27 protein-coding genes, 1 tRNA gene and 1 pseudogene are annotated in these 21,977 nt (G+C 59.0%); 13 read left to right on the top strand and 16 right to left on the bottom strand.

The window, feature by feature from the left end:
• Positions 1–43 precede the first annotated feature (43 nt).
• Positions 44–496: a hypothetical protein gene (locus FW796_RS18035; protein WP_346635221.1), complete on the top strand. Its 453-nt coding sequence runs from the start codon at positions 44–46 to the stop codon at positions 494–496.
• 180 nt (positions 497–676) lie between these two features.
• A complete protein-coding gene (locus FW796_RS18030) occupies positions 677–1,069 on the top strand; it encodes a DUF2846 domain-containing protein (RefSeq protein WP_446439831.1) in 393 nt (130 codons plus the stop codon).
• A gap of 69 nt (positions 1,070–1,138) precedes the next feature.
• Here FW796_RS18030 and FW796_RS18025 read toward each other — a convergent pair whose 3' ends face one another.
• Positions 1,139–1,420: a hypothetical protein gene (locus tag FW796_RS18025; protein ID WP_446439703.1), complete on the bottom strand. Its 282-nt coding sequence runs from the start codon at positions 1,418–1,420 to the stop codon at positions 1,139–1,141.
• Positions 1,421–1,692: 272 nt separating this feature from the next.
• On the opposite strand from FW796_RS18025, the gene FW796_RS18020 reads away from it, so the two are divergent.
• From FW796_RS18020 to FW796_RS18010, 3 genes are all read left to right on the top strand, one after another.
• Positions 1,693–2,736 carry a homoserine dehydrogenase gene (locus FW796_RS18020; protein ID WP_446439702.1) on the top strand — a complete coding sequence of 348 codons (1,044 nt, stop codon included), beginning with the start codon at positions 1,693–1,695 and terminating at the stop codon, positions 2,734–2,736.
• Between the two features lie 10 nt (positions 2,737–2,746).
• Entirely contained in the window at positions 2,747–4,153 is a 1,407-nt protein-coding gene (locus FW796_RS18015; protein ID WP_446439701.1) for an aldehyde dehydrogenase family protein, read from the top strand.
• Positions 4,154–4,309: 156 nt separating this feature from the next.
• Entirely contained in the window at positions 4,310–5,527 is a 1,218-nt protein-coding gene (locus FW796_RS18010) for a TPM domain-containing protein (protein ID WP_446439700.1), read from the top strand.
• Between the two features lie 69 nt (positions 5,528–5,596).
• Here the strand turns inward: FW796_RS18010 and FW796_RS18005 are convergent, their stop codons facing one another.
• Positions 5,597–5,806, bottom strand: a complete 210-nt coding sequence (locus tag FW796_RS18005) for a hypothetical protein (RefSeq protein WP_346635225.1) — start codon at positions 5,804–5,806, stop codon at positions 5,597–5,599.
• 186 nt (positions 5,807–5,992) lie between these two features.
• Between FW796_RS18005 and ykgO the strand changes: the two genes are divergently transcribed.
• Entirely contained in the window at positions 5,993–6,142 is a 150-nt protein-coding gene (ykgO, locus tag FW796_RS18000; RefSeq protein ID WP_011062095.1) for a type B 50S ribosomal protein L36, read from the top strand.
• Positions 6,143–6,211: 69 nt separating this feature from the next.
• On the opposite strand, the gene pseH is transcribed toward ykgO, so the two are convergent.
• On the bottom strand, positions 6,212–6,760 hold the full coding sequence (gene pseH, locus FW796_RS17995; RefSeq protein ID WP_346635226.1) for a UDP-4-amino-4,6-dideoxy-N-acetyl-beta-L-altrosamine N-acetyltransferase: 549 nt from the start codon (positions 6,758–6,760) through the stop codon (positions 6,212–6,214).
• Between the two features lie 129 nt (positions 6,761–6,889).
• On the opposite strand from pseH, the gene FW796_RS17990 reads away from it, so the two are divergent.
• Positions 6,890–7,774 carry a LysR family transcriptional regulator gene (locus FW796_RS17990; protein WP_404937259.1) on the top strand — a complete coding sequence of 295 codons (885 nt, stop codon included), beginning with the start codon at positions 6,890–6,892 and terminating at the stop codon, positions 7,772–7,774.
• A 185-nt stretch (positions 7,775–7,959) separates the two neighbouring features.
• Entirely contained in the window at positions 7,960–8,796 is an 837-nt protein-coding gene (locus FW796_RS17985) for a bifunctional allantoicase/(S)-ureidoglycine aminohydrolase (protein ID WP_123725844.1), read from the top strand.
• 293 nt (positions 8,797–9,089) lie between these two features.
• Here the strand turns inward: FW796_RS17985 and FW796_RS17980 are convergent, their stop codons facing one another.
• Together FW796_RS17980 and FW796_RS17975 are read right to left on the bottom strand one after the other, a co-directional pair.
• Entirely contained in the window at positions 9,090–9,350 is a 261-nt protein-coding gene (locus FW796_RS17980; RefSeq protein ID WP_123725845.1) for a hypothetical protein, read from the bottom strand.
• Positions 9,351–9,637: 287 nt separating this feature from the next.
• Positions 9,638–9,837: pseudogene (locus FW796_RS17975) on the bottom strand (DUF159 family protein); the annotation flags it as partial.
• A gap of 571 nt (positions 9,838–10,408) precedes the next feature.
• Here FW796_RS17975 and FW796_RS17970 point away from each other — a divergent pair.
• Entirely contained in the window at positions 10,409–11,041 is a 633-nt protein-coding gene (locus FW796_RS17970) for a hypothetical protein (RefSeq protein ID WP_446439699.1), read from the top strand.
• A 183-nt stretch (positions 11,042–11,224) separates the two neighbouring features.
• Here FW796_RS17970 and FW796_RS17965 read toward each other — a convergent pair whose 3' ends face one another.
• A complete protein-coding gene (locus FW796_RS17965; protein WP_346635228.1) occupies positions 11,225–12,157 on the bottom strand; it encodes a diguanylate cyclase domain-containing protein in 933 nt (310 codons plus the stop codon).
• A 580-nt stretch (positions 12,158–12,737) separates the two neighbouring features.
• A complete protein-coding gene (locus tag FW796_RS17960) occupies positions 12,738–13,697 on the bottom strand; it encodes a GlxA family transcriptional regulator (RefSeq protein ID WP_446439830.1) in 960 nt (319 codons plus the stop codon).
• A gap of 96 nt (positions 13,698–13,793) precedes the next feature.
• Between FW796_RS17960 and FW796_RS17955 the strand changes: the two genes are divergently transcribed.
• The 3 genes from FW796_RS17955 to FW796_RS17945 all read left to right on the top strand — a co-directional run bounded on the left by FW796_RS17955 (position 13,794) and on the right by FW796_RS17945 (position 15,117).
• Positions 13,794–14,243, top strand: coding sequence for a tautomerase family protein (locus FW796_RS17955; protein WP_346635374.1), 450 nt, complete (start codon positions 13,794–13,796; stop codon positions 14,241–14,243).
• 116 nt (positions 14,244–14,359) lie between these two features.
• Complete coding sequence (locus tag FW796_RS17950; RefSeq protein WP_404937258.1) at positions 14,360–14,713, top strand: CHAD domain-containing protein; 354 nt, start codon at positions 14,360–14,362, stop codon at positions 14,711–14,713.
• 191 nt (positions 14,714–14,904) lie between these two features.
• Complete coding sequence (locus FW796_RS17945) at positions 14,905–15,117, top strand: hypothetical protein (protein ID WP_346635230.1); 213 nt, start codon at positions 14,905–14,907, stop codon at positions 15,115–15,117.
• A 201-nt stretch (positions 15,118–15,318) separates the two neighbouring features.
• Here FW796_RS17945 and FW796_RS17940 read toward each other — a convergent pair.
• A tRNA-Ser gene (locus FW796_RS17940) sits at positions 15,319–15,406 on the bottom strand.
• Positions 15,407–15,529: 123 nt separating this feature from the next.
• On the opposite strand from FW796_RS17940, the gene FW796_RS17935 reads away from it, so the two are divergent.
• The gene (locus FW796_RS17935; RefSeq protein ID WP_123725856.1) at positions 15,530–16,201 is read left to right on the top strand and encodes a Bax inhibitor-1/YccA family protein; all 672 of its coding nucleotides are present in this window, start codon (positions 15,530–15,532) and stop codon (positions 16,199–16,201) included.
• A gap of 73 nt (positions 16,202–16,274) precedes the next feature.
• Here the strand turns inward: FW796_RS17935 and gspM are convergent, their stop codons facing one another.
• Genes gspM through gspF form a run of 8 tightly spaced genes read right to left on the bottom strand, consistent with a single transcriptional unit; the run spans position 16,275 to position 21,977 of the window.
• Positions 16,275–16,778 (bottom strand): type II secretion system protein GspM, encoded by a 504-nt coding sequence (gene gspM / locus FW796_RS17930; protein WP_446439698.1) that lies wholly within the window; start codon positions 16,776–16,778, stop codon positions 16,275–16,277.
• A gap of 2 nt (positions 16,779–16,780) precedes the next feature.
• Positions 16,781–17,920, bottom strand: coding sequence for a type II secretion system protein GspL (gene gspL, locus FW796_RS17925; protein ID WP_446439697.1), 1,140 nt, complete (start codon positions 17,918–17,920; stop codon positions 16,781–16,783).
• 6 nt (positions 17,921–17,926) lie between these two features.
• Positions 17,927–18,814, bottom strand: a complete 888-nt coding sequence (gene gspK / locus FW796_RS17920; RefSeq protein WP_346635233.1) for a type II secretion system minor pseudopilin GspK — start codon at positions 18,812–18,814, stop codon at positions 17,927–17,929.
• Positions 18,807–19,442 carry a type II secretion system minor pseudopilin GspJ gene (gene gspJ / locus FW796_RS17915; RefSeq protein ID WP_446439696.1) on the bottom strand — a complete coding sequence of 212 codons (636 nt, stop codon included), beginning with the start codon at positions 19,440–19,442 and terminating at the stop codon, positions 18,807–18,809. The genes gspK and gspJ overlap by 8 nt, the downstream gene beginning before the upstream one ends.
• Positions 19,439–19,834: a type II secretion system minor pseudopilin GspI gene (gene gspI / locus FW796_RS17910; RefSeq protein ID WP_404937257.1), complete on the bottom strand. Its 396-nt coding sequence runs from the start codon at positions 19,832–19,834 to the stop codon at positions 19,439–19,441. The genes gspJ and gspI overlap by 4 nt, the downstream gene beginning before the upstream one ends.
• Positions 19,809–20,303 carry a type II secretion system minor pseudopilin GspH gene (gspH, locus tag FW796_RS17905; protein ID WP_446439695.1) on the bottom strand — a complete coding sequence of 165 codons (495 nt, stop codon included), beginning with the start codon at positions 20,301–20,303 and terminating at the stop codon, positions 19,809–19,811. The genes gspI and gspH overlap by 26 nt, the downstream gene beginning before the upstream one ends.
• A gap of 3 nt (positions 20,304–20,306) precedes the next feature.
• Entirely contained in the window at positions 20,307–20,741 is a 435-nt protein-coding gene (gspG, locus tag FW796_RS17900; protein WP_446439694.1) for a type II secretion system major pseudopilin GspG, read from the bottom strand.
• Positions 20,742–20,759: 18 nt separating this feature from the next.
• On the bottom strand, positions 20,760–21,977 hold the full coding sequence (gspF, locus tag FW796_RS17895) for a type II secretion system inner membrane protein GspF (protein ID WP_446439693.1): 1,218 nt from the start codon (positions 21,975–21,977) through the stop codon (positions 20,760–20,762).

Here is a 21,977-nt window from a genome sequence, read left to right as displayed (position 1 = left end):
GGGGGTGGGGATGTTTTTATCTTTGGCTGAGAGTCGTGTGCCCATGAGATTAGTTTATCAATTGGCTGAGGAGCTTAGGCGTGATCCAGAGCAGGTTTTTTTAGTGCAGTCGTTGACTTTGGATAAAAATAGACCTTTGTTAGGGCTTAAGGGCAGTTTTGGACTTTTTGGTTCTAAGGAATGGTGGGGTAGTATTAGTTGTGGCGTTATGCCTGCAAAGAAAATTTCTGGTGTTATAGTTAGGACCTATTATTCTGGTCAGGATGGTGATATGCCTGATAATACAATGGATGTGATGCTGGATGAAGGTGTTTTGTGTACTGAGGGTATTTATGTTCATGATGAAGAGGATGTCAGTTTTTATCAGGTTGGCTCACGTGTTGAAGTTTTTTATGTGCTTGATCCACTGAAGGATGAAAGTTTATCTCGTGATCAGTCTGGCGCTTCTAAAATAGTAATAGAGGTTGCGGTTTCGGTTGGGAAGGCGAACGTTTAATTAGTTGAAATCACAGGCGGATATTGATTTCGGCAGTGGAGCGATTTTTCTAGTTTGTAGGAAATTATAAAGCTACGTGTAATAGGGAAGATTTACATGATTAAGATTGTCTGCAAGATCGCCTCTGTTGTCTCTATAGTCCTGCTTTATGGCTGTGCCTCAGCCCCATCTATGGAAAAAATGCAAGCCGAGGTCGCGCAGTACTCACTACCTAAACCTGCAGTTGCCGATAAAGGCCTGGTATACGTCGTTCGTCCTAGCAATGTGGGAATGATGGTACGTTTCAATGTCTTCCTGGATGACAAGGAAGCCGACTCGGAAATGGGCTACAACCGTGGTAACCAATACATTTATTTCTACGTCACCCCTGGTCAGCACGTTATTAGCTCCAAGGCTGAAAACTGGGCAGACATGCCTGTGACGGTGAAAGCAGGCGAGGTTATCTACCTCAAGCAAGAAGTGGAAGTTGGTGTGATGATGGCTCGCAACAGCTTAAAGGTGTTAAGCGATGTGGAAGGCCGTTATCTGGTCAAAGATGCAAGCCTGGGCACTATTGCCAAAGAGAGCAAGTAAGCCTTTGATCGATCGCTATCCGATCTACAGCGAGAGAAAAAGGGCGACTTTCAAGTCGCCCTTTTTGGCTTACTGAAACACCTGCTCCTGCATCCGCCTTGTCGTCACATCCATCAAATCACACCCATCTCGCAGCAAAATGCTGCACACCAGCGACAGTTCCTGCAGTACCACTGCACCTTTGGGCGCTTCATCAGAAACCGCGAAACTCTCCAGCAATTGAATCACAGCGCGAATGCGATACGCGGCTGCATCGTGGAGGACGTCAATGGGGGCTTGGGTATCGATCAGCAGCGAGGGAATGTTGCAGTCATGGCCGGTAATCGGCATGTATCGATTCAGAGTCGTCATGGGGCTTCCTCCTGTATCAATCAGAGCCATCACCCTCTGCCGCCAAGCAGAGAAGGGTGACGGATTGCACAAGGTTGGCGGACCAGGGATACAGGACCAGGCACTCCTGAAGGCGTCCCTGCGCAACCCGCCATGTTTCTATGCCCGCGCACCTGGCTCCAGGCGTGGGCAAAATGCTCAGCAAATACAGCAAAACGGCATATTTCACTGCCCGGGCCAGCCCCCTAACCTTGTGTCCATCAGCTTCTCAACCCGGATGGAACACAACAAAAATGATTGAATACAACATCGCCCTGGTGGGCTTCGGCGGGGTCAATCGGGCCCTGGCGCAATTGATTGCCGAGCGCAATCAGGCATGGAAAAAACAACTGGGTTTCAGTTTGAAAATCGTCGGCATCAGCGATCTGTTCCTCGGTTCCATCGTTGCTCCCCAGGGGCTGGACGCCGGCCTGCTGAGCAAGCTGCCGGCAACCAAAGGCGCTTTGGCGCAACTGCCCGGTGGTCAGGTAGAGGCGCTCAACGAGCAGGTGATCAAGGACTCTGGCGCCGACATCATTGCCGAGGCCACCTTCACCAACCCGGTGGACGGCGAGCCGGCCACGACTTTCTGCCGCTGGGCCCTGGAGCAGGGCAAGCATGTGGTGACCACCAACAAGGGCCCGATTGCCCTGCACGGCGCTGAGCTCAAGGCTTTGGCCCAGCGTAATCAGGCGGCCTTCGAATACGAAGGCGCGGTGATGAGCGGCACTCCGGTGATCCGCCTGGCCCAGCAGTCCCTGGCCGGCAGCGAGCTGCTGGGTTTCGAGGGCATTCTCAACGGCACCTCGAATTTTGTCCTGACCCGCATGGAAGGCGGCCTGGGCTTTGCCGAGGCGGTGGCCGAGGCTCAGACCCTGGGGTATGCAGAGGCTGATCCGACGGCGGATGTCGAAGGCTTCGATGTGCGCTTGAAGGTGGTGATCCTGGCCAATGAACTGCTCGGTGCACAGCTGAGCGTCAGCGACGTCAGTTGCCGGGGCATCTCCGGTCTGACGGCTGCGGACCTGGAGCAGGCCCGGGTCGAGGGTGCGCGCTGGAAGCTGATCGGTTCGGCCCAACGTCAAGCCGATGGTTCGCTGCAGGCCAGTGTCGAGCCGCGGCTGTTGCCGCTGGCCCATCCGCTGGCGGGTATTTCCGGGGCGATCAACGCGGTGTCGTTCAACACCGGGCTGCTGGGCGCGGTGACGGTGTCCGGGCCGGGCGCCGGGCGTATCGAGACCGCCTTTGCCTTGCTCTCGGACATCATCCACATCCACCAGTCGCGCTCGAGCCGCTAGGAGCCTGCCCATGAACCTGTCACGCCTGGCGCCGGTCGCCGATTCGATTGAAGTCTGCAGCCCCTTCGATGGCCGCGTCATTGGCACGGTGCCACGCCTTGAGGCCGGTGCCGTGCCGTACCTGTTGCAGCAGGCCCGCCAGGGCGTAAAGGACTGCGCTGCGCTGCCGCGTTATCAGCGGGCACAGATTCTGGAACGGGCGGCCTTGAACATTGAGCGCGACGCCGAGCATTTTGCTCGACTGATCGTCGACGAAGCGGGCAAGACCTTGAAGCAGGCGCAGAAGGAGGTCAAACGCTGCATCAACACCCTCAAGCTGTCGGCGGAAGAAGCCAAGCGCAATGCGGGCGAGGTGCTGCCGTTCGATGCCTATGAAGGCTCGGAAAACCGCCAGGGCTGGTTCTCCCGCGAACCTCTGGGGCTGATCCTGGCCATCACGCCCTACAACGATCCGCTGAATCTGGTGGCGCACAAGCTGGGCCCGGCCATCGCCGGGGGCAACGGGGTGATTCTCAAACCGTCGGAGCTGGCGCCGTTGTCGGCCATCAAGCTGGTGGAATACCTGCGTGATGCCGGGCTGCCGACGTCGGTGGTGACCCTGGCCACCGGTGGCGCGGAGTTGGGCAAGGCCCTGGTGGCGGCGCGTGAGGTGCGGATGATCTCCTTCACCGGCGGCTTTGTCACCGGTGAGCAGATCGCCCGCAGCGCCGGACTGAAGAAGCTGGCCATGGACCTGGGAGGCAACGCGCCGGTGATCGTGATGGCCGATTGTGATCTGCAGGCCACGGTACAGAGTTGCGTGTCGGGGGCGTTCTGGGCGGCGGGGCAGAACTGCATCGGCACCCAGCGCCTGCTGGTCCAGGCCTCGATCTATGCGGCCTTTCGCGAGGCCTTTGTGTGCCTGGCCCGGGCTCAGGTCAGTGGTGATCCGCTGGCCGACAGCACGGATATCGGGCCGATGATCAGTCTGCAGGCGGCGCAGAATGCGCAGACAGTTGTGGATGAAGCCTTGCAGCAGGGCGCGCGCCTGCTCTGTGGGCATCGGCGCCAGGGTTCCTGCTACGCCGCCACGGTGCTGGAGAATGTCGACCACGGCAGTCGCCTGTGGCAGGACGAAGTGTTCGCGCCAGTGGTGGTGCTGCAGCCGTTCGACGATCTGGATCAGGCCATCGCCCTGGCCAACCAGCCTGAATACAGCCTGCACGCGGGGATCTTCACCAACGATCTGCGCACCGCCATGGACGCTGCGCGGCGGATCGAGGCGGGTGGGGTGATGATCAACGATTCGTCCGATTACCGTTTCGATGCCATGCCGTTTGGCGGCTTCAAATACGGCAGCCTGGGCCGTGAGGGAGTGCGGTTCGCCTATGAGGAAATGACCCAGCCCAAAGTGGTGTGTCTCAACCGCCTGGGCTGAGGCTGGTTGCAGCAACACGACAGGTCGTCGGGCACCGGGCAGGTTTGGTCACCTGCCCGGTGTTTTTTTGCCTGGGGGCCGTGCTGTCGAATCGACCCGCACAAAGGCAGTGGTAAAGTTCGCCCACTCAGGAAGAACGATGGGGCAAGCGCTCGGATGATCAAGGTGTTGTGGCAACAAGGGCGCGGCCTGTGGCTGGCGCTGTTTCTCGGTCTGCTGTTACCGACACTGGTGGTGGCCGAGCCGGCCCCGCCCGGGCTGCTGAAGATCTCCCTGGATCGCCGGGTCATCGATCTGAGCAACACGCTGGACGCTGCCGATCAGCAGCGTATGGAGAACAAACTGGCGGCACTGGAGCAGCGCCGTGGCGCGCAGATCGCGGTGATGCTGGTGCCCAACCTTGGCCAGCAAAGCATCGAAGCCTTGAGCAACCAGCTGTTTCGCTCGTGGAAACTGGGGCGCAAGGGGGTCGATGACGGCCTCCTGCTGCTGGTGGCGAAAAACGACCGCAAAGTGCGCATCGAGGTGGGCTACGGCCTGGAACCGGTGGTCACCGACTTGCTGGCCGGGCAGATCATCGCCCGGGACCTGACCCCGGCCTTTCGCCAGGGAGACTTTGCCGGTGGGATCGATCGTGCGCTGGACGATCTGATCATCCTGGTGGACGGCGGTGAGCTGCCGGAACCGGCGCCCTTGAGCGTACCGCTGGAAGCCTATGCCTTGCTGCTGGCGTTCATCAGCGGTTCGGTGGCGGGGGTGATGCTGGCCGCAGGCTGGAAGTGGCGTCGGGTCCTGGCCGCTCTGGTACTGCTGGTGGCGTTGCTGGTAGGGGCGGTGGGCGGTCGCGAGTGGCTGGTGCAGTTGTTCCTGGTGCCACTGTGCATGCTGGTGGGCGGCGCGACCTTCGCCGGTTTGTGGCAGGCGCGTCGGGTGTTTTACGGAGTGCTGGGGCTGTTGCTGTATATCGCGCTGTTGAGCCTGGTCAGCCAGTATCTGGGCAGTGCGACCTTCCTTTACGGGCTGGCCTGGCCGGCCGCTGTGCTGCTGGTACTGGGGGGGCATTGGCTGCTCTACCGCATGATGCGCAACCGGTGGCGCAAGAGCCCCAAGGGCTTTGCGTGGCGACTGGGGGCGCTGCTGGTGCTGATTCTACTAATGGCCTGGGGTGTCGACGCCTGGAGCACGGTCCGGCAGTGGCTGACGGTGTTGCCGTTCGCCTACTTCCTCGGTTTTATGCTGTTTGCCAGTGGCAGCAGCTTTCACTGGTCCAGTGGCGCTGGTAGTAGCGGCAGCGGCGGTCGTTCGAGCTCGGGAGGCGGGTTCTCCGGAGGCGGCGGCTCCAGTGGCGGCGGGGGGGCGTCGGGCAGTTGGTGACGCGCCTGTTTCCCTTCCCATGCCGAACGGACCGGCCCAGGCGCTGCCGTGTCCGTCCGGGTTCTTGGATCAGACGACTTCGTCGATCAACGAGGTTTTTGGCGGCGTGACCGGTGGCTGAGGCTGTTCCTTGGCCTTGTCGCGGAGTTTTTCCAGCGCCTCTTTCTGTTCCGCCGTCAGGGGCGGTGGGGTCAGCACCTTGCCCGAGTCAGGCAGCTTGATGCCGGGCTGGGAGCCGCCGGCGGTCAGTGGTGGGAGGGGACGGTTGCTTATTTCCATGTCACTGCTTCCTTGAGTGGGGGTGAATAAAGGATAACGACCGCTTTGTGGTGATCTTTAGAGCCAATGCTCTAGGCCGCCAGCTGAGCCTTCTTTCGAGAGGAAGGGATTTGATGTTGATAATTATTCTTGTTTACAAATAAGATATGTTATTACGTTTTAAAATCACCCCAAGGAGCCTCTCCCATGAAAGTCCTGTCCTCCCTCAAAGAAGCCAAGAACCGTCACCGCGACTGCCAGATCGTCAAGCGTCGCGGCCGGATCTACGTGATCTGCAAATCCAATCCACGCTTCAAGGCGCGCCAGGGCGGGGCGAAAAACCGCAATAAGGGCTGAACCGCCGCTTGCTCCTGTCCAGGACAGGGCGCCCGATACGCTGCAACTACAGCCGGGTGCCTTGGCGGCTTATCTGCCCAGGCGGGCGATCAGCGGCTCAAGCATCGGGCGTTTGCTCTGCCACTCCGCCTTGGTGATGCCCAGCAGGACGACGTCCATGCGTTGGCCATCCTTGAGGATGTTCTGGCGCCGCAGCCCCTCCTGTTGGAAACCGAATTTCAGGTGCATGTTGATCACCGCCGGGTTGCTGGCCAGCACCTCGCAGTTGAGCTTTTCCAGACCGGCTTCAGTGAAGGCGTAGTCCAGCATCCAGAACTCGATCAGGCTGCCCAGGCCCTTGCCTTGCTGCTTGGCGTCCAGGTAGAACGCCCAGTCGGCGGTTTTCTGTCGGGCATTGATGGCATTCAGTGAAACGATGCCCAGGGCCTGGCCTTCGCCCACGACGACAAACACTGCCTGGGCCGGATTGCCCTGCAAGGAACTCAGCCAGCGCTGGTGTTCCTGTTCACTGATTTCATGGGAGGTGTACATGTACTTGCGCACCTCTTCCTGGTTGCGCAGCGTGCGTACATGGGCCTGAGTGGCGGGATCGGCATCGACCAGGGGGATGAACTGCATCCTGATGTCCTTCTCGGATGGGTGAGCGGTGGTGGCGCATGATGGCATATCCACTGCCGTTGCATGGATTTGTCTCTTGGGACAAGAACCGGTAGAAAGAACCCTCGCATTCAGAAAACAGATACCTGCATGAGCGACATTGAGAAACCCAATAGCCGCCTGTTCGACCTCGACTTGCTGCGCGCCATTGTCACGGTGGCCGATTGCGGCAGCTTCACCACCGCGGCGAGTCGCCTGCATTCCACCCAGTCCACCATCAGCCAGAAGATACGCCGTCTGGAGGACATGGCCGGGCACCGGCTGCTGGAGCGCGGCAACCGCGACGTGCTACCCACCGATGCCGGCGAGACCTTGCTGGGCTATGCCCGGCGGCTGCTGGCGCTGAACGACGAGATGCTTGAGGCGCTGTCCGGGGCCACGGTGGCGCTGACGGTGCGTATCGGCGTGCCGGACGACTTTGCTGCGGGGCGCACCACTGAGCAACTGGCGGCGTTCAACCGGCGCTACCCCCAGGTCAAGCTGGAAGTCACCAGCGGCATGAGCCGCGACCTGAGTGGCAGTTATGACCGTGGCGAACTGGACCTGGTGGTACTCAAGCAATTGCGCAACAGCCGTGAGGCCGTGGCGTGCTGGCCCGAGAAGACTCGCTGGGTGGACAGTGCGAAAAACCCCTGCATCGACCTCGACCCGTTGCCCATCGTCACCTTCCCGCCTCGCGGGGTGTATCGCGATGAAATGATCAGTGCCCTGGAAACCATCGGCCGGCGCTGGCATATCAGTTTCACCAGCTCCAGCCTCAGTGGCTTGCAGTCGGCCATTGCCGACGGCATGGGCATCGGCTTGCTGCCGCTGCGGGCGGTGACCCCGGGGCATGAGGTGCTGCCCAAAAGCATTGGCCTGCCATCGGTGGATGTGTTCGAGGTGGCGCTGCTGCACCGCCTGGCGGCCGATCCCATGGTCAAGGAGCTGGCGCGGGTATTGTCACGGGTGCTGGCCCAGGACACCCGTGGCTGAATCCGCTTGGTATTCGATAAATGAATATGCCGTAGTTCAGTATTTAATTTGTGCATGAAAGCGGCGCTGGATATCGTGGTGGCCAGCAGCGATACCCGGCATTGCCTGGCGCGTCGCTCCGCAGATTTGTTCACCCCGGCGGCGTTGCAGCACGGGGCAGCAAAACAACAATGAGGAGAGTCTCCATGTCCAAAACCACTTATTACGCGCCCCACGGCGGGCACCCGGCGCAGACCGAGCTGCTCACCGACCGCGCCATGTTCACCGAAGCCTACGCGGTGATCCCCAAGGGCGTGATGCGTGACATCGTCACCAGCCACCTGCCGCACTGGGACAACATGCGCATGTGGGTCATTGCCCGTCCGCTGTCGGGTTTCGCCGAAACCTTTTCCCAGTACATCGTTGAAGTGGGCGCCAATGGCGGCAGCGACAAGCCCGAGCAGGACCCCAACGCCGAAGCGGTGCTGTTTGTCGTCGAGGGTGAAGTCAACCTGACGTTGCAAGGCCAGGTGCACGTCCTCAAGCCCGGCGGCTATGCCTTTATCCCTCCGGCCGCCGACTGGAAGCTGCGCAACACCAGCGGCACCGAAGCGCGTTTCCACTGGATCCGCAAGCACTACCAGAAAGTCGACGGCGTGCCTTATCCGGACGCGTTCGTCACCAACGAGCAGGACATCGAGCCGCGGGTGATGCCTGACACCGAAGGTCGCTGGAGCACCACCCGTTTCGTCGACATGAGCGACATGCGCCACGACATGCACGTCAACATCGTCAACTTCGAGCCGGGCGGCGTGATCCCCTTCGCCGAGACCCACGTCATGGAGCACGGCCTGTATGTTCTGGAAGGCAAGGCGGTGTATCGCCTGAACCAGGATTGGGTCGAGGTCGAGGCTGGCGATTTCATGTGGCTGCGCGCGTTCTGCCCGCAGGCCTGCTACTCCGGCGGCCCGGGTCGCTTCCGCTACCTGCTGTACAAGGATGTGAACCGCCAGATGCGCCTGACCCTGAACGCGCCGCATTGATTCGATGGCAGGGCAGGGGCGGTTTGACGCTCTGCACGGCCGAACGGCACGTCATGAAAACCGGCGATCATTCGCCGGTTTTTTGATTGCGCAGCGGGGTAGAGATGAAGGCGCCGGAGGGGGGAGCGATGTTCTTTCGCGCCGACGCTCGCTCCGGGATTGAGGGATATCTCGACGTATCAGGCGGACATCCGCCGAGTTGACTCGGACCAGTAGACGGTTATTGAGCGCTGTTCCAACGTATCAACTTGAAGCCAAGGCGCCCGAGGGCAGCCTTGGCTGTTGCTAGTGCCTTACGCGACCGGGTGAATGGTTTCACCGTGGTCTTTCACCGTACTGTTTTCGATTTCGATCTTGCTTGTGGCCTGCACATAGTAAGGCGCCTGGGTGCCGTTCCTTTTCAGGGACAGCACAAAGCCACGGTCGTCTGATCGGTCCCAGCTTTCCTGCTTGCCGCTATCGATTCCGAAGAATTTGGTGTCGCCGTCGCTACCCCATTTGTTGATCGAGGCTTCAATTTTTTTCGATGATTTGTTGGTAACGGTAATACCCATATCTATATTCCTTTTAGATTGAGGTTTATTTGATCTGGCTATTGACTGCTATCCAATGCTTGCAGTCGTTATGTTGTTCTATACAACTTAACTAGACCTGCCAGTCAATGAGGGTGAAGCGCACTGGAGTCTAGATACTATTTTGCTATCAGCAAGGCAGTGCTCTACAACATTCTTGAGTCTGTCCTTGATTTGGCTACTTGCGTCCCGAGCCTTGAAGAGAGAAATGACACTATTCATCGCTGACTCGCCTTACTCAGATGGTTCGATCTATTCCGCGCTGGGCGGGCGGTGATGATCAAAAAGCCTTCATGCTCGCCCTGGCCTTCATCTGGGGCCGGAAGCTGTCCGATCGGGGCGCAGAGATGGGGGAGCCGTCGCGGTGTCGGATCAGATAGGTCTGTTTCTTCGGGCCGCTGTCGTCCACTTACTCGAACCAGTTGTCGATCGGGCCGATCACCCGGTGTGATCAGATCTGCCGGAAGAAGTCCCGTGGGCTTAGCGCCATGCTCCAGATAGGACCAACCGATATGCTGCCCATAACTGGAAATCTCCAAGCGTGACATAGGCGTTAACTGGATAACCTGGCTGAACGTCTCGAAGGCTAACTCAATCGCCGGCATCACCTGTTGTCGCGTCACAATTTGCAGATTCGCCAAACGTAGCGCGACCTATGACTGAGGACCGAAGACCAGGATCAACTGGTATATTGGCTGCCTATCTGACCCACTTGGATTGCTTTCTAAAACACGGAGCGTGCTATGAAATTCGCAATCAATCTGCCGTTGTTATTAGTTGGGTGCACATTGTTTGGTGTGGGTATGGCGGGTGGAGGTAATTGGTTTTTGTTACCTGCCTGCCTCTTCATAGTGCTGGCTCTGATACTCAGAACAAGGAACTGAATCGCTGTAGCTCGCACCTTCGACTGCCTGGTATGAAAGGCGAGCGCCCTGGGTAGAGCATCGACCAATAAACGCAGTGAAAAAATCCGATGATCCTGGACCTGGCCATCTGGTAGTAGTGGTACCGTCTGCGCTGCAAAACCTGGAGCCTGCTAGATGAATCGTCAAAGCCCACCTCAGCCTGTCGCAACGCCTCTAGCCGCGCCAAGTACTGAAAACCCTGGCGTCCACCCACCTATCTGGCATCGCGGCACGGATTTACTGACCATTGGAAGCACGGGTGCGGCCATTTTGGGTTTCTGCTTTGTGGTGCTTGGGTTGTTGCCGGGCTTAGTGCTGACGATACTGGTCCTTCTCGGGTTCGAAGCGATGTCAGATGAACCAAACAGCGATGGGTCTAGCCTCACAACGTGGTTGTTCATCCAGCTCCTGTGTGGTTCTGTTGTGCTCATGGGGCTGGTCTTCGCGTGGATCTTCTCTGCGCCTAGAGTGCTGGCCTTCACGTTCGACGAAAACCAGCAATTGCTGACCTTCACGGTCACCCGTCGCGGTCGTAAGCCCACCGAAGTGCAGGTGCCATTTAGCGACATTATTTGTATCTGCCCTTACGTGCTCGCCAGTTATGACCGTCATGGCCATTTTAGCGTCGTGTGTCAGGGACCGAGGGACAAGGAGTTTGTATATCGATTGGCTGAGGATACTTCTCTGGAAGAAATGGAGTTTCACGCTGCGTGGTTGCGAGGAATAATTGGCTTACGGATGCAGGAACTACTGAATCTGGACAAATGAAGGAAGCGTGTCCAGGTGTTTCTTCGCCTCGATCCTGTGGTCAGCACCCTCGATTACGTCATAACCCCGGCGGGTACTGCATGGGCCGAATTGCTGCACCATCTGTACGGCTGGCCTGGGCGTGTACCTTTCGATGGATTATCGACAGGCGGGTGATGCAAGCTCCAGCTTTTGCTACAGAACCTAGAAGCTTAATGATTGGTCTCTGCCCCGTTCTTTAGCTGCATAGAGCGCTTTATCGGCTTGAGCCAGTAGCACGTTAGACGGATGCCGCAGACCAAATGTATGAACTGAAAAGCCGATGCTTATGGTTAAGTATCCCGTGCTGGAGGCGGAGTGCGGTATTTTTAGATCCCGAACTCGTTGGCATAGCGTTTGGGCATACAGAGAGGCTTGCTCTTTGGTCATGCCATTGGACAGGATTACAAATTCTTCGCCGCCATACCTGGCTGCAAAGTCGGAGCCACGCTGAAAGGATTTATTCAAACTGTCAGCGACGCGTATGAGCGCTTCATCACCCGCTTGATGCCCATAAATATCATTGAAAGATTTGAAGTGATCAATATCAATCATGGCAAGAGTCAATGAGTCGCCATTGCGGCAGGCAATTTTCCATTGGATTTCGAACTGCGTATCAAAAAAACGGCGATTGTATATCCCCGTGAGTCCGTCTTTTATGGACAGTTGCTCGAAGTGTATTTTCATTTCCTCGAGAGACTGATGTTCGTCGCGAAGTTGCTGCTGTATAAGCATTCTCGATGTTACATCTTTTTGGATGCCGATAAAGTTGCTGACAGCCCCGTTTTCATCATGGATTGGCGATATGCTTAACTCATTCCAGAACATGCTTCCATCCTTGCGGTAGTTGCGCAAGGTTACGAGGCAGTACTCGCCTTTTTTTACCGCGTTGTGAATAAGCTCCAGTTCAGGTTGATCTCTGTCGTTTCTTTGTAGGTATCGACAGTTGATGTTGGTAATTTCTTCGAATGAATAGCCGGTCATCCGTTCAAAAGCAGGGTTTACAAATATCAACGGATTGTCATCAATGCAATTGTCGGAGATGGTGATCCCGTCTCGCGAATCCATAACCGCCTGTTTGAGTATTTCAAGCTTCATACATGATCCGTCAGTAGGAGCGAGGGATAAGGATTGTTTTCAAGTGTTGTAGTGTCGAGGCGTGACAATGGTTTGAGTGTTCTATTTTTTCATTGTAGTCGCTGAAAGACTCAATGCCTGTTTTTCTATGTCTTCTATAGTGATTACGATTGGGGGCAGTAAAAAGAGCTGCTGAAATGCCGACAGCTGCGCTGAGCTGCTTCAGAAGTGAAACAACATTGGGGGCTTGGCGCTATCTTTGCCAGCGACTTAACGCATCGCTTTTTTCTCGTGCGACCGCTTGACGGTCAGCAGGTGTTGACCATTTTTTAAATATTCATATTCGCTTTCCAGGGTAGAAAAGTACTCGCCTGAGATTGATGTCTGTACTTTTTTTCAGAAGGCTAATGCTTGGGAGTTGATCTAAAAGCGTGCAAGTAATGCGTTTCAACCCACCATGCGTATCTAGCCAGGGTGATAAAGACTTGCCGCAAAGCGAGCGGAGGCGAAGCTGGTTATCGACGTGCAGTTATGAAAAAGCGAGCTGTTCGAGTCGCACTCCACATCGGACAATTGAATTGAAAACAGTTCGCCATGGTCGCTAGCGCAATTGCCGTGGTGTTGCGTTCAGCATCTTTTTCATCAGTCGCCGCAGGGAGGTGGCGTCCCTGTATCCGACGTGTTCGGCAATGGTGTCGATTGAATATTTACTGTTTGCCAGCAGTTCTCGGGCTTTATTGGCCTGGACTCGCTGGATCAGCCGTAACGGGCTATAACCGGTTGCCTTGTGGACGTGTCGAGACAAGGTCCGTTCTGACAAACCAAAGCTGGAGGCGAGTGCACTGACACTGATAGTCGCTGGTAGCGAGTCTTCAATATGGGCCGTCAACTGTGCGATCAATTCGTTCCCCTGAGCCATCATTGCCGGAACCATGAAGGGCGATTGTAGTTGCCTGCCATCTATCAGTAGTGCCCTTGCAACGGCATCTGCCAAAGCCGGGGAGAAGCGGCTTCGCAGAAGATGCAACATCAGATCACTATGACCCAGCGCTGCGCCCGCGGTGATCAATGGCGGGTCGATGATGACCATGCGATCGGCATCGACCTGGCACTCAGGTGCCCACTGCCGGAGCAAGGGGGCCAGCCACCAGGAAGTGGTCACACAGTGCCCGGCGAGCAGGTTCGCAGCCTGCAGGACGAATACCCCGGAACAGGATGCGGCTACGTCGCCCCCTGATTGCACGTGGGTGAGTAATGCCGGAATCAACAGGGCAATATCCGTCTGTTTCAATCGGTGTTCGAGTGTAAGGGCATCGGCGACTCCGATGCCGGGGATAATCCAGCAAGAGCGGTCATCGAATCGAGTGGTCAAGGGCTGAACGGCAATTTGCATGCCGTGGCCGAGGGTCACGCAATCCGTGTCCACCCCGCAGATCTGCCAGCGTGGTACGGCAGTGCCTTGTCGCTGAGCGATTACGGCTGCTGTCGAAAGGATGTCCAGAGTCAGGGCGACACTGGAGGCGAAGGCGCCATTGGCGACCAAAATCGTGAAGTCGTTCATTGGCTGATTATGCATGAAAGATGTCAAATCGGTCTCTGGTTGCAGTGTTGCATGACTGGCTTAATGACGCCTCCATTTCATCGAGCGTTAACCGGTATGCCAAATATTTTGATCAAAGTGCCTCAAGGTTCTTTTACTTCCGAGCAACAGGCACGGCTTTGCGAAGAGGTTACGAAAGTGGCCGTGGCAGTCGAACAAATCGGCGATGATCCTCGTCAACAGGGACTGTGTTGGACGCTCATTGATGAAGTGCCTGCAGGCTCCTGGACATGCGGCGCGATGGATATCAGCGCTCGGGCCATTCCCTGCATCGTGCAGGTCAAGGTTCCTGTTGGCGTGTTGAATGAGGCCATGCGAAGCGACTATGTAAAGCGTTTGCATCAGGCAGTCAGCCAGGCGCAAGCAGCCGGCGATCAACGGATCGTCATGACTTCTATCATCCTTGATGAAGTCAAAGATGGTTTATGGGCTGCGAATGGAGAGATTTGGCACTTGGCTGATTTCATTCAAGCGGCTGGATACCGACATCTGCAAGGGCCGGCATAGTAGAAGTGCACTGCATTTGGCCTATCCCGTTGTCGTTCGTGCATGAAGGACGTGTTCAAGGTCGTTGCTTGATCTAACCCAGCAATCTCTCGACGAGGCTGCTCTGAACATCATTTGTGAACAAGTTTGTGGCTGAGATACTGACCCTCCAAGTTGCGCTTTATCACGCGCAGGCGCGCTTGGAGTGTCGTACCGACAATGAGGCTTTGCACGATCTCAGAATAGCCGTCAGGAAGATTAGAAGCCTGTTGAAGCCATTTCGTTTATTGAATGAGGTTGCAGCTTTAAACAGCGCGGCAGCAGAAGTCGGCAGAGAAACGACCCCGGCCCGGGATTTGGAAGTGATGATCCTGGAGCTTCAGGAGAAGGGGGGGCGGGCTGGCGCAAACCAGAGCGTCTCGATTGGATTCAAGCTACGAAAGCATTCTCAATGGGTAGTCCATCAAGAACCTGTTGGTTCGGCTGGATAAATGGCCATCAAGCTTTCGCGTGATTGAGGCCAATGGCGATCTGATTGAAGCCGACCTGCGGCCTCTGAAGCAGGTCTGGACGGCACTGCAAAAGGCTGAGGTCCAATTGGTCAATCAGACAAAGCGGTCCCAAAACAAGCGGGCAAAAAAAAGCTGCCTTAGGTGGCAGCAGGAAAAAAAGCACGCTTTGTATGCGCAGTATTGCAGCTGAATTATTACAAAATGAAGATGTGGTTGATTGGGCAGGAGGAGCTCAGTCCCAAGACAGTGCCTTCAATGCTCTGTTAATGCTCAATGCCTATCGACTCAAGAGCATCGATTGGCGTGAGCTGGTTTTCGTGGGGCTTTTCCAGGATGCCTGGCAGTTGAGGAACTGCTGGCATAGCGGACTGTCTCTGGGATGAATCCAAAGAGGCTTGAGTGAGGCGCGATTCGCACCGACGAACTGTAGCTTGGGGGGATTGTCAGGCGGAACGCCTTGAAGGGGGACGCAGAGGCGAAAAGCAGCGAGAAGATGCGCAAATGCTCTATGCATCACTGCGTCAGGAATGCCAAACCCCAGACACAAAAAAGCCCTGAAAAATCAGGGCTTTCTCGTTGAGATTTGGCGGAGGCGTAGAGATTCGAACTCTAGGACCTGTTACAGTCGGCGGTTTTCAAGACCGCTGCCTTAAACCACTCGGCCACACCTCCAGATCGCATTGCGGGCGCCATAATACCCGAATGAAACACACTGTCAAACTCTCTGCATCGCGAGTTACAGAGCCTCTGTTATGATCTTTGCCACTAAACGTTTCCCCCAACAGGAGTGTCGCCATGCGCGAACAGGATTACGCAGTTAACAACGGCGTGCAGGCCGAGCAGCTAGAGGTTAGCCGCGTCCTGCGCAACACTTACGGCTTGCTGGCTCTGACCCTCGCATTCAGCGGTGTCATGGCCTATGTGGCGCAGCAGATGCGCGTCGGCTACCCGAACATTTTTGTCGTGCTGATCGGCTTCTACGGTCTGTTCTTCCTCACCAACAAACTCCGTGACTCGGCCTGGGGCCTGGTCTCGGCCTTCGCCCTGACTGGCTTCATGGGCTTTTTGCTCGGCCCGATTCTCAACCGCTACCTGGGCATGCAGGGCGGCGCTGAAGTGGTCAGCTCGGCCTTCGCCATGACCGCCCTGGTGTTTGGCGGTCTGTCGGCCTACGTGCTGATCACCCGCAAGGACATGAGCTTCCTCGGTGGTTTCATCACCGCCGGCTTCTTTGTCCTGATGGGCGCGGTGCTGGCCAGCTTCTTCTTCCAGATCAGCGGCCTGCAATTGGCGATCAGCGCCGGTTTTGTGCTGTTCTCCTCGGTCTGCATTCTGTTCCAGACCAGCGCCATCATCCATGGCGGCGAGCGTAACTACATCATGGCCACCATCAGCCTGTATGTATCGATCTACAACCTGTTCGTCAGCCTGCTGCAACTGTTCGGCATCATGGGTCGCGATGATTGATCCCTGGCGTTGAATCAATGAAAAAGCCCGCTTCGGCGGGCTTTTTTGTGTCTTCGGGAAAAGGGCGCCGGGTTCAGCGGGTCTGGACCTGCAGGCGCGCGGTGGCGATGGCTTCCTTGCTGACCTCGATGGAAAACGACTGCACCTCCACCTGCTGCTGTTCCAATTGATCAACCCAGATGATCAGGCTGTTGAGCGGTCCTTCCAGGGCCAGGTTGATCCGGCCTGGGGCGTCATTGTCCATGCGCTCAAGGTTGAGACCGGCCTGGCTGCTGGAGCGAGCCAGCAGCCCGGGCAGGGCTTCGGCGGAAATCGCCATGGCGGTGCTGGACGGCGCGGTGGCGGGCAGTTGTTGAAGCTGATGATGCAAATCGGTTACCTCGATAAAACGTTGCTCTGCAAGCCTCAGCGCCTGCTGCTGTGGCTGCCAGAGCAGTAGATAAAACAGGGTCGCAGCGCTGAACAGGGCCAGCCCTTGAAGGGCCTGCTGCTCACGTTTGGCCAGGCGCTGCCAGTGCCCTTGGGATTGGCGGAGCAGGGTGGACAGGGGCGACTTTTTCCGTACGGCTTGGGTCACGTTCACTCCTTGATCTGCAACCGCGCGCTGACCCCTTGGGCGTCGCGTACGGAAGAGTCGGTGCTGGCGTCCAGGCCCTGGGCAATCAGGCCTTCGCGCAGTTGTTGAAGATCGGCAAAGGCCGGCGCGCTGATGTGCAGGCTCCAGCCTTCGCCGGCCTGGTAGTCGAGACGGTGGACCAGCGCCAGGGCGCCGTGGCTGGCGCTCCATTGGCCGGCCAGTTGCGACAGCTTGTGGGCGCTGCCGATGACCTCTTCGACCTCTTGCTGTTGCTTGGCGCGAATCTGTGCCGTCAGGTCGGTGGCCGGGCCTTCATCGGCAAAACGCTGTTGCCACAGGGCCAGGCTCTGTTCCTCAAGCCGGTCGCTCCGATGGTCCAGGTACCAGCGCTGGCCAGCGCTCTGCAGCAGTTGCGCGCCGCCGGCAATCAGCAGTAGCAGCAGGGCCAGGCGCCAGGGGGCGGCCTGTCGATGGCGCAGTTGGAACTCGCCCTGGCGCAGGTCGATGGCCTGTTGCGAACCCTGGCTCAGGCAGTCCCAGGGACGTTCGTCGGCTTGCCAGCCCTGGGTCTCGACTGGGTCCAGGGCCGGCGGCTGCGGCCCTTGCCAGTGCAGGTCCGCCGGCAGCAGCGGGGCCAGGCTGCCCAGCTCATCCGGTCCCAGGGCCTGGCGCAGCGGCGCACTGCCGCCCAGCAGCCAGCGGCCGTCCCAGGCCAGGGCTCGGGGCCGGTCCTGGGGCAGGCAATCAGCATCGATATGAATGCGCGACGGCTGCAACCCGTGCCTGGCCAGTTGTTCCAGGCAATAGCCCAGGCGCTCGCGATTGAGGGCCAGCACCGGGCAATGGCGTTTGTCCTTGAGCGGTCCGTGGGCCAGGTGCAGGCTGTCCAGCTCATCGATCAGTTGCTCCTCCAGGGCACTGTGCAGCGCCTGACGCAGCCAGCGACCGCTGCGTGCGGGTACGCTGACCTGATGATGGCTGGCCATTTCCATGGGCAGCAGCAAGGTCAACGGCTGTTGGTCCAGGTCCGCTGCGGCCTGTTCCAGGTTGCCCTGATGCAGGGGGCCGTCGGCCTGCCACCAGAAACAGCGCCATGGCGTCGCCCCGGTGGCGTGGGGGGAAAGATAAAGCCACTGGCTCATGTCGGTTTACTCGGTTTTCGATTGATCAGGAGGTGGGCTGGGCAGCAGCGTGCGCTGCTGGACCCGGACGTTCTCGGCATCCATTACTCGCAGGTCGCTGACCAGCCGCAGTCGGCGCAGGCCCTGTTCGACGTCGATGGTGGCGCGAAATTGCCGGCTGCTGACCCCCAGTCCCCGGGGGCTGATATCCCGCCCCTGGAGCATGGGATTGGAGAGAAAGGCCGCCACGTCGGGGTAGCCCTTGGCCGGACGTGAGCTGGCCAGGGTACGGGCGGTGGGCAGGTCGATGCCCTCGATACTGGCCAGCACCTCGGCGCGGGTGGTGTTGACGTTGATTGCACTGTTGCCGAAGGCGCCTACCAGGGGTTCGAGCTGTTGCAGGACCTGGCTGTCCACCTGGGGCAGTTGCCGCAGTTCACTGAGGTCGCTCAAGGGCAGCGGCATGCCGTCGCGATTGTTCTGGCCGATCAGCAGCGCCGGGTCATGGGCCCTGATGCCTTGCTGGGCCAGCAGGCGCTGGTAGCGCGCCCGCAGATTCAGGTCGTTGCCCTGACGCAGGCTGTTGAGGTTGAGCCGGGCACCGAGGTCCTCCAACTGAATGTGGATGCGCCCGCCGTCGATTTCGAACAGCGGCGCCGGTTGTGCCCAGTGCTGGCCCAGGTGGGTCACCAGCAGGCCGCCTTCACTGCGGGCGTCTTCCAGCAGTTGCTGGCGGGCCCAACTTTCACCGCTCAAGGCCAGATTCCACAGCTGTTGCTGTTGCAGCAGATTGCTACTGCTGTGCAGGTTCAGCCGTTGCCGAGCCAGCATGTTGCTCACCACCAGGGTCACCAGGGCGGTGATCAGCAACACGCTGAGCAGGGCCACGCCTCGCTGCCGGGCCGGGCTAGTCATGGCCGGGTTCCTCTTCGCTATCGAGGCCGCCGGGCAACAGGATTACCCGGCGCACCTGGGGATAGCCCGGGGCATCCAGTTCGATCTCCAGTGCCGCCGGCAGGCTCAGGCTCTCGGTGCCCACTGGCCAATGTTCGTGGGCCTGGCCCTGGGCGTCGATAAAGCGCAACCGGGTCAGTTGCACGCCGCTCAGCAGTTGCTGCTGTTGGCGGGTGGGGCCGACGGGGCGCTCCTGGGCTCCGGGCTCGGCAATGGCTTGCGACAGGGCGCGGGTTTCCCGCAGCCAGACGCCGTCCTGCCAGCGGTGGCTGACCTGCAGCAGGTCGCTACGGGCATAGTCCAGCGGGTTGTTCCAACCGCCACGCACCAGGCGGATACCGTCGGGCTGGCTGATCAGTGCCTGGCTGTGGCTGGGATCATCGGTCAGGGGCTGGCGACGGGCCTGGACCAGATCCCGCTCGAACAGACTCATGGCCCGTTGCAGGTCCCGCAGTTGCTGCTCATGCAAGCCGATGCGCTGGTCGCTGCGCAGTACCCGGTCGAGCAACTGATAGGTGGCCAGGCCCAGCAGGCTGAAGATGGCGATGGCCACGACCACCTCCAGCAGGGTGAAACCCCGTTGCTTCATGGGCGTGCCTCAATGTAGCCAAGCAGCCGCGCGCGGCTGTACTGGCGGGCGCGCTGCGGGCTGGATTCGGCGGAAACCCGCAGTTCGATCTTCAGCAAGCGGGTATCCGGCGCGGCCTCGACGTCACTCGACAGCCACCAACTGCGGCCGCCGAATTCGATGCGTTCTTGCGTAGAGCGCATGGACGGTTGCTGCATTGCGGTGCGCAGCTCATTCATGCGGTTGTCGGCGATCCACAAGGCCTGGGTGCGTTCGGCGAGGTTGGCGCTGTTCACGGCGATATGCTGCACCGCACTGAACAGGGCGATGGATAAGGTGGCGAAAATCGCCAGGGCCACCATCACCTCCAGCAGGGTGAAGCCCCGATCAGTCCTGGGTATCAAGTTGCGCATCCTGTATGCCGTCGCTGGAAAGACTCACCAGCGGCTGATTACGGTATTCGACCCACAAGGTGTAGGCGCTGGTTTCATCACTGGAGAGCACCAGCAGTTGCGGCAGGCCATCGCGCTGGTGCCCGCTGCCCAGGGCAGCCCCGGCTTCGGCCACTTCCAGGCGCAGGCGCAACTTGTCGGGCAGGCGGTGGGGGCGCAATTCAGGGTCCGCCACCCAGCGTCCACGGGCGTCCAGGCGCAGCACGCTATAGCCGTCAGATTCGATGCGCAGACCGTAGTCGTTGTAGCTGAGCACCGCTTCCTGGCGCAGCAACTGCAGCAGCGCTTGCAGGCGCTGGGCTTCCTGGCGTGCCTGGCGCGGGCCGGAGTCGGGATTGACCAGGCCCACCAGGCCGGCAGTCAGAGCAATCAACAGGATCACCACCAACAATTCCAGCAGGGTGAAGCCCCGGGCGTGGCGTCGCTGCACCGGTCAACGGTCCCAGTTGCCGATTTCCGCGTTCAGGCCTTCGCCGCCGATCTTGCCGTCGGCACCGAAGGAGAACAGGTCGTAGACGCCGCCCCGAGTGCCCGGAACCCGGTACTGGTAGTGGGTGCCCCAAGGATCGATCGGCAGGCGCTTGAGGTAACCGTCGGGGTTCCAGTTACGGGCCGCTGGCGCGCCGCTGGGCTTGCTCACCAAGGCCTGCAGGCCTTGCTGGCTGCTGGGGTACTGGTGGTTGTCGAGCTTGTAGATGTCCAGGGCCATGGCGATGGCCTTGATATCGCTTTGCGCGGCGGAGGCCTTGGCCTGGTCGGGCCGGCTCATGATCTGCGGCACCACCAGGGCGGCAAGGACGCCGAGGATCACGACCACCACCATGATTTCGATCAGGGTGAAACCACGTTGTTTTTTAGCTGTGTACACGTTGGGGGCTTTCCAGATTCAGGTAATCAATTGGTTCAGGCTGAGGATCGGCATCAGGATCGCCAGCACGATGACCAGCACCGAGGCGCCCATGAACACCAGCATCGCCGGCTCGAACAGGCCCACCAGCAAGGCAATGCGGTTGGCCAGTTGTTGTTCCTGCTGCTGGGAGGCGCGTTCGAGCATGCTGTCCAGCTCGCCGGAGCGTTCACCGCTGGCGATCATGTAGAGCATCATCGGCGGGAAACTGCCGTTGAGCTCCAGCGCTCGGGTCAGGCTGATACCTTCGCGCACGCCTCGGACGATGTCTTTCAGACCGGTACGAATTTTCTGGTTGGCCACCACTTCACTGGCAATCGCCAGGGCGTCCAGCAGCGGTACGCCACTGCGTCCGAGAATCGCCAGGGTGCTGACAAAACGCGTGCAGTTGCTGGCCCTGACCAGGCCGCCGATCACCGGCAGGCGCAGCACCAGGGCGTGCCAGCGTTCACGGTTGCCCGGCTTGCGCAACGCGGCCCGTCCTGCGGTGATCCCGACGCCGATCAGGATCAGCAACAGCAGGCCGTAATCGCGCAGCACGGCGCTGCTGGCGATCAGGCCGCGAGTCAGCAGCGGCAGCTCCTGGCCGCTGTCGATGAACACCTTGATCACGTCCGGCACCACGAAGCCCAGGAGAAAACCGACGATGCTGATGGCCGCCACCATGAGGATGCTGGGGTAGAGCATGGCCAACTGAATCTGCTGGCGCGCCGCCTGGCTGGCCTCGGTGTAGTCGGCGAGGTTCATCAGTACCTGATCCAGGTGTCCGGAGCGTTCGCCGGCGGCCACCGTGGCCCGGTACAGATCGGGAAAGGCCTTGGGGTAGCCGCCCAGGGCCACCGCCAGGCTGTAGCCCTCCAGGACTCGGCCACGTATGGCCAGCAGCATGCTTTTCAGGCGCTGCTTTTCACACTGCGCGGCCACGGCGGCCAGCACTTCTTCCAGGGGCAGCGAGGCCTGTACCAGGGTGGCCAACTGGCGGGTCAGCAGCGCCAGTTCGGCGCTGCTCAAGCCGCCACCGGAGACTTTGGCGCTGCCGGCGCCACTGCTGCGCTTGCCTTGGCTGGCGCTGAGCTTCAGGGCGATCAGTTGCCGTTCGCGCAGCATCTGCCGCGCCTGCCGCGGGCTGTCGGCTTCCAGCACGCCGCTGGTTTTTTTCCCGGCGGCGCACATGGCCAGGTATTCGTAGGCGGCCAT

It is taken from the genome of Pseudomonas sp. 910_21, assembly GCF_052850735.1.
This window is presented reverse-complemented; position numbering and strand designations above follow the sequence as displayed.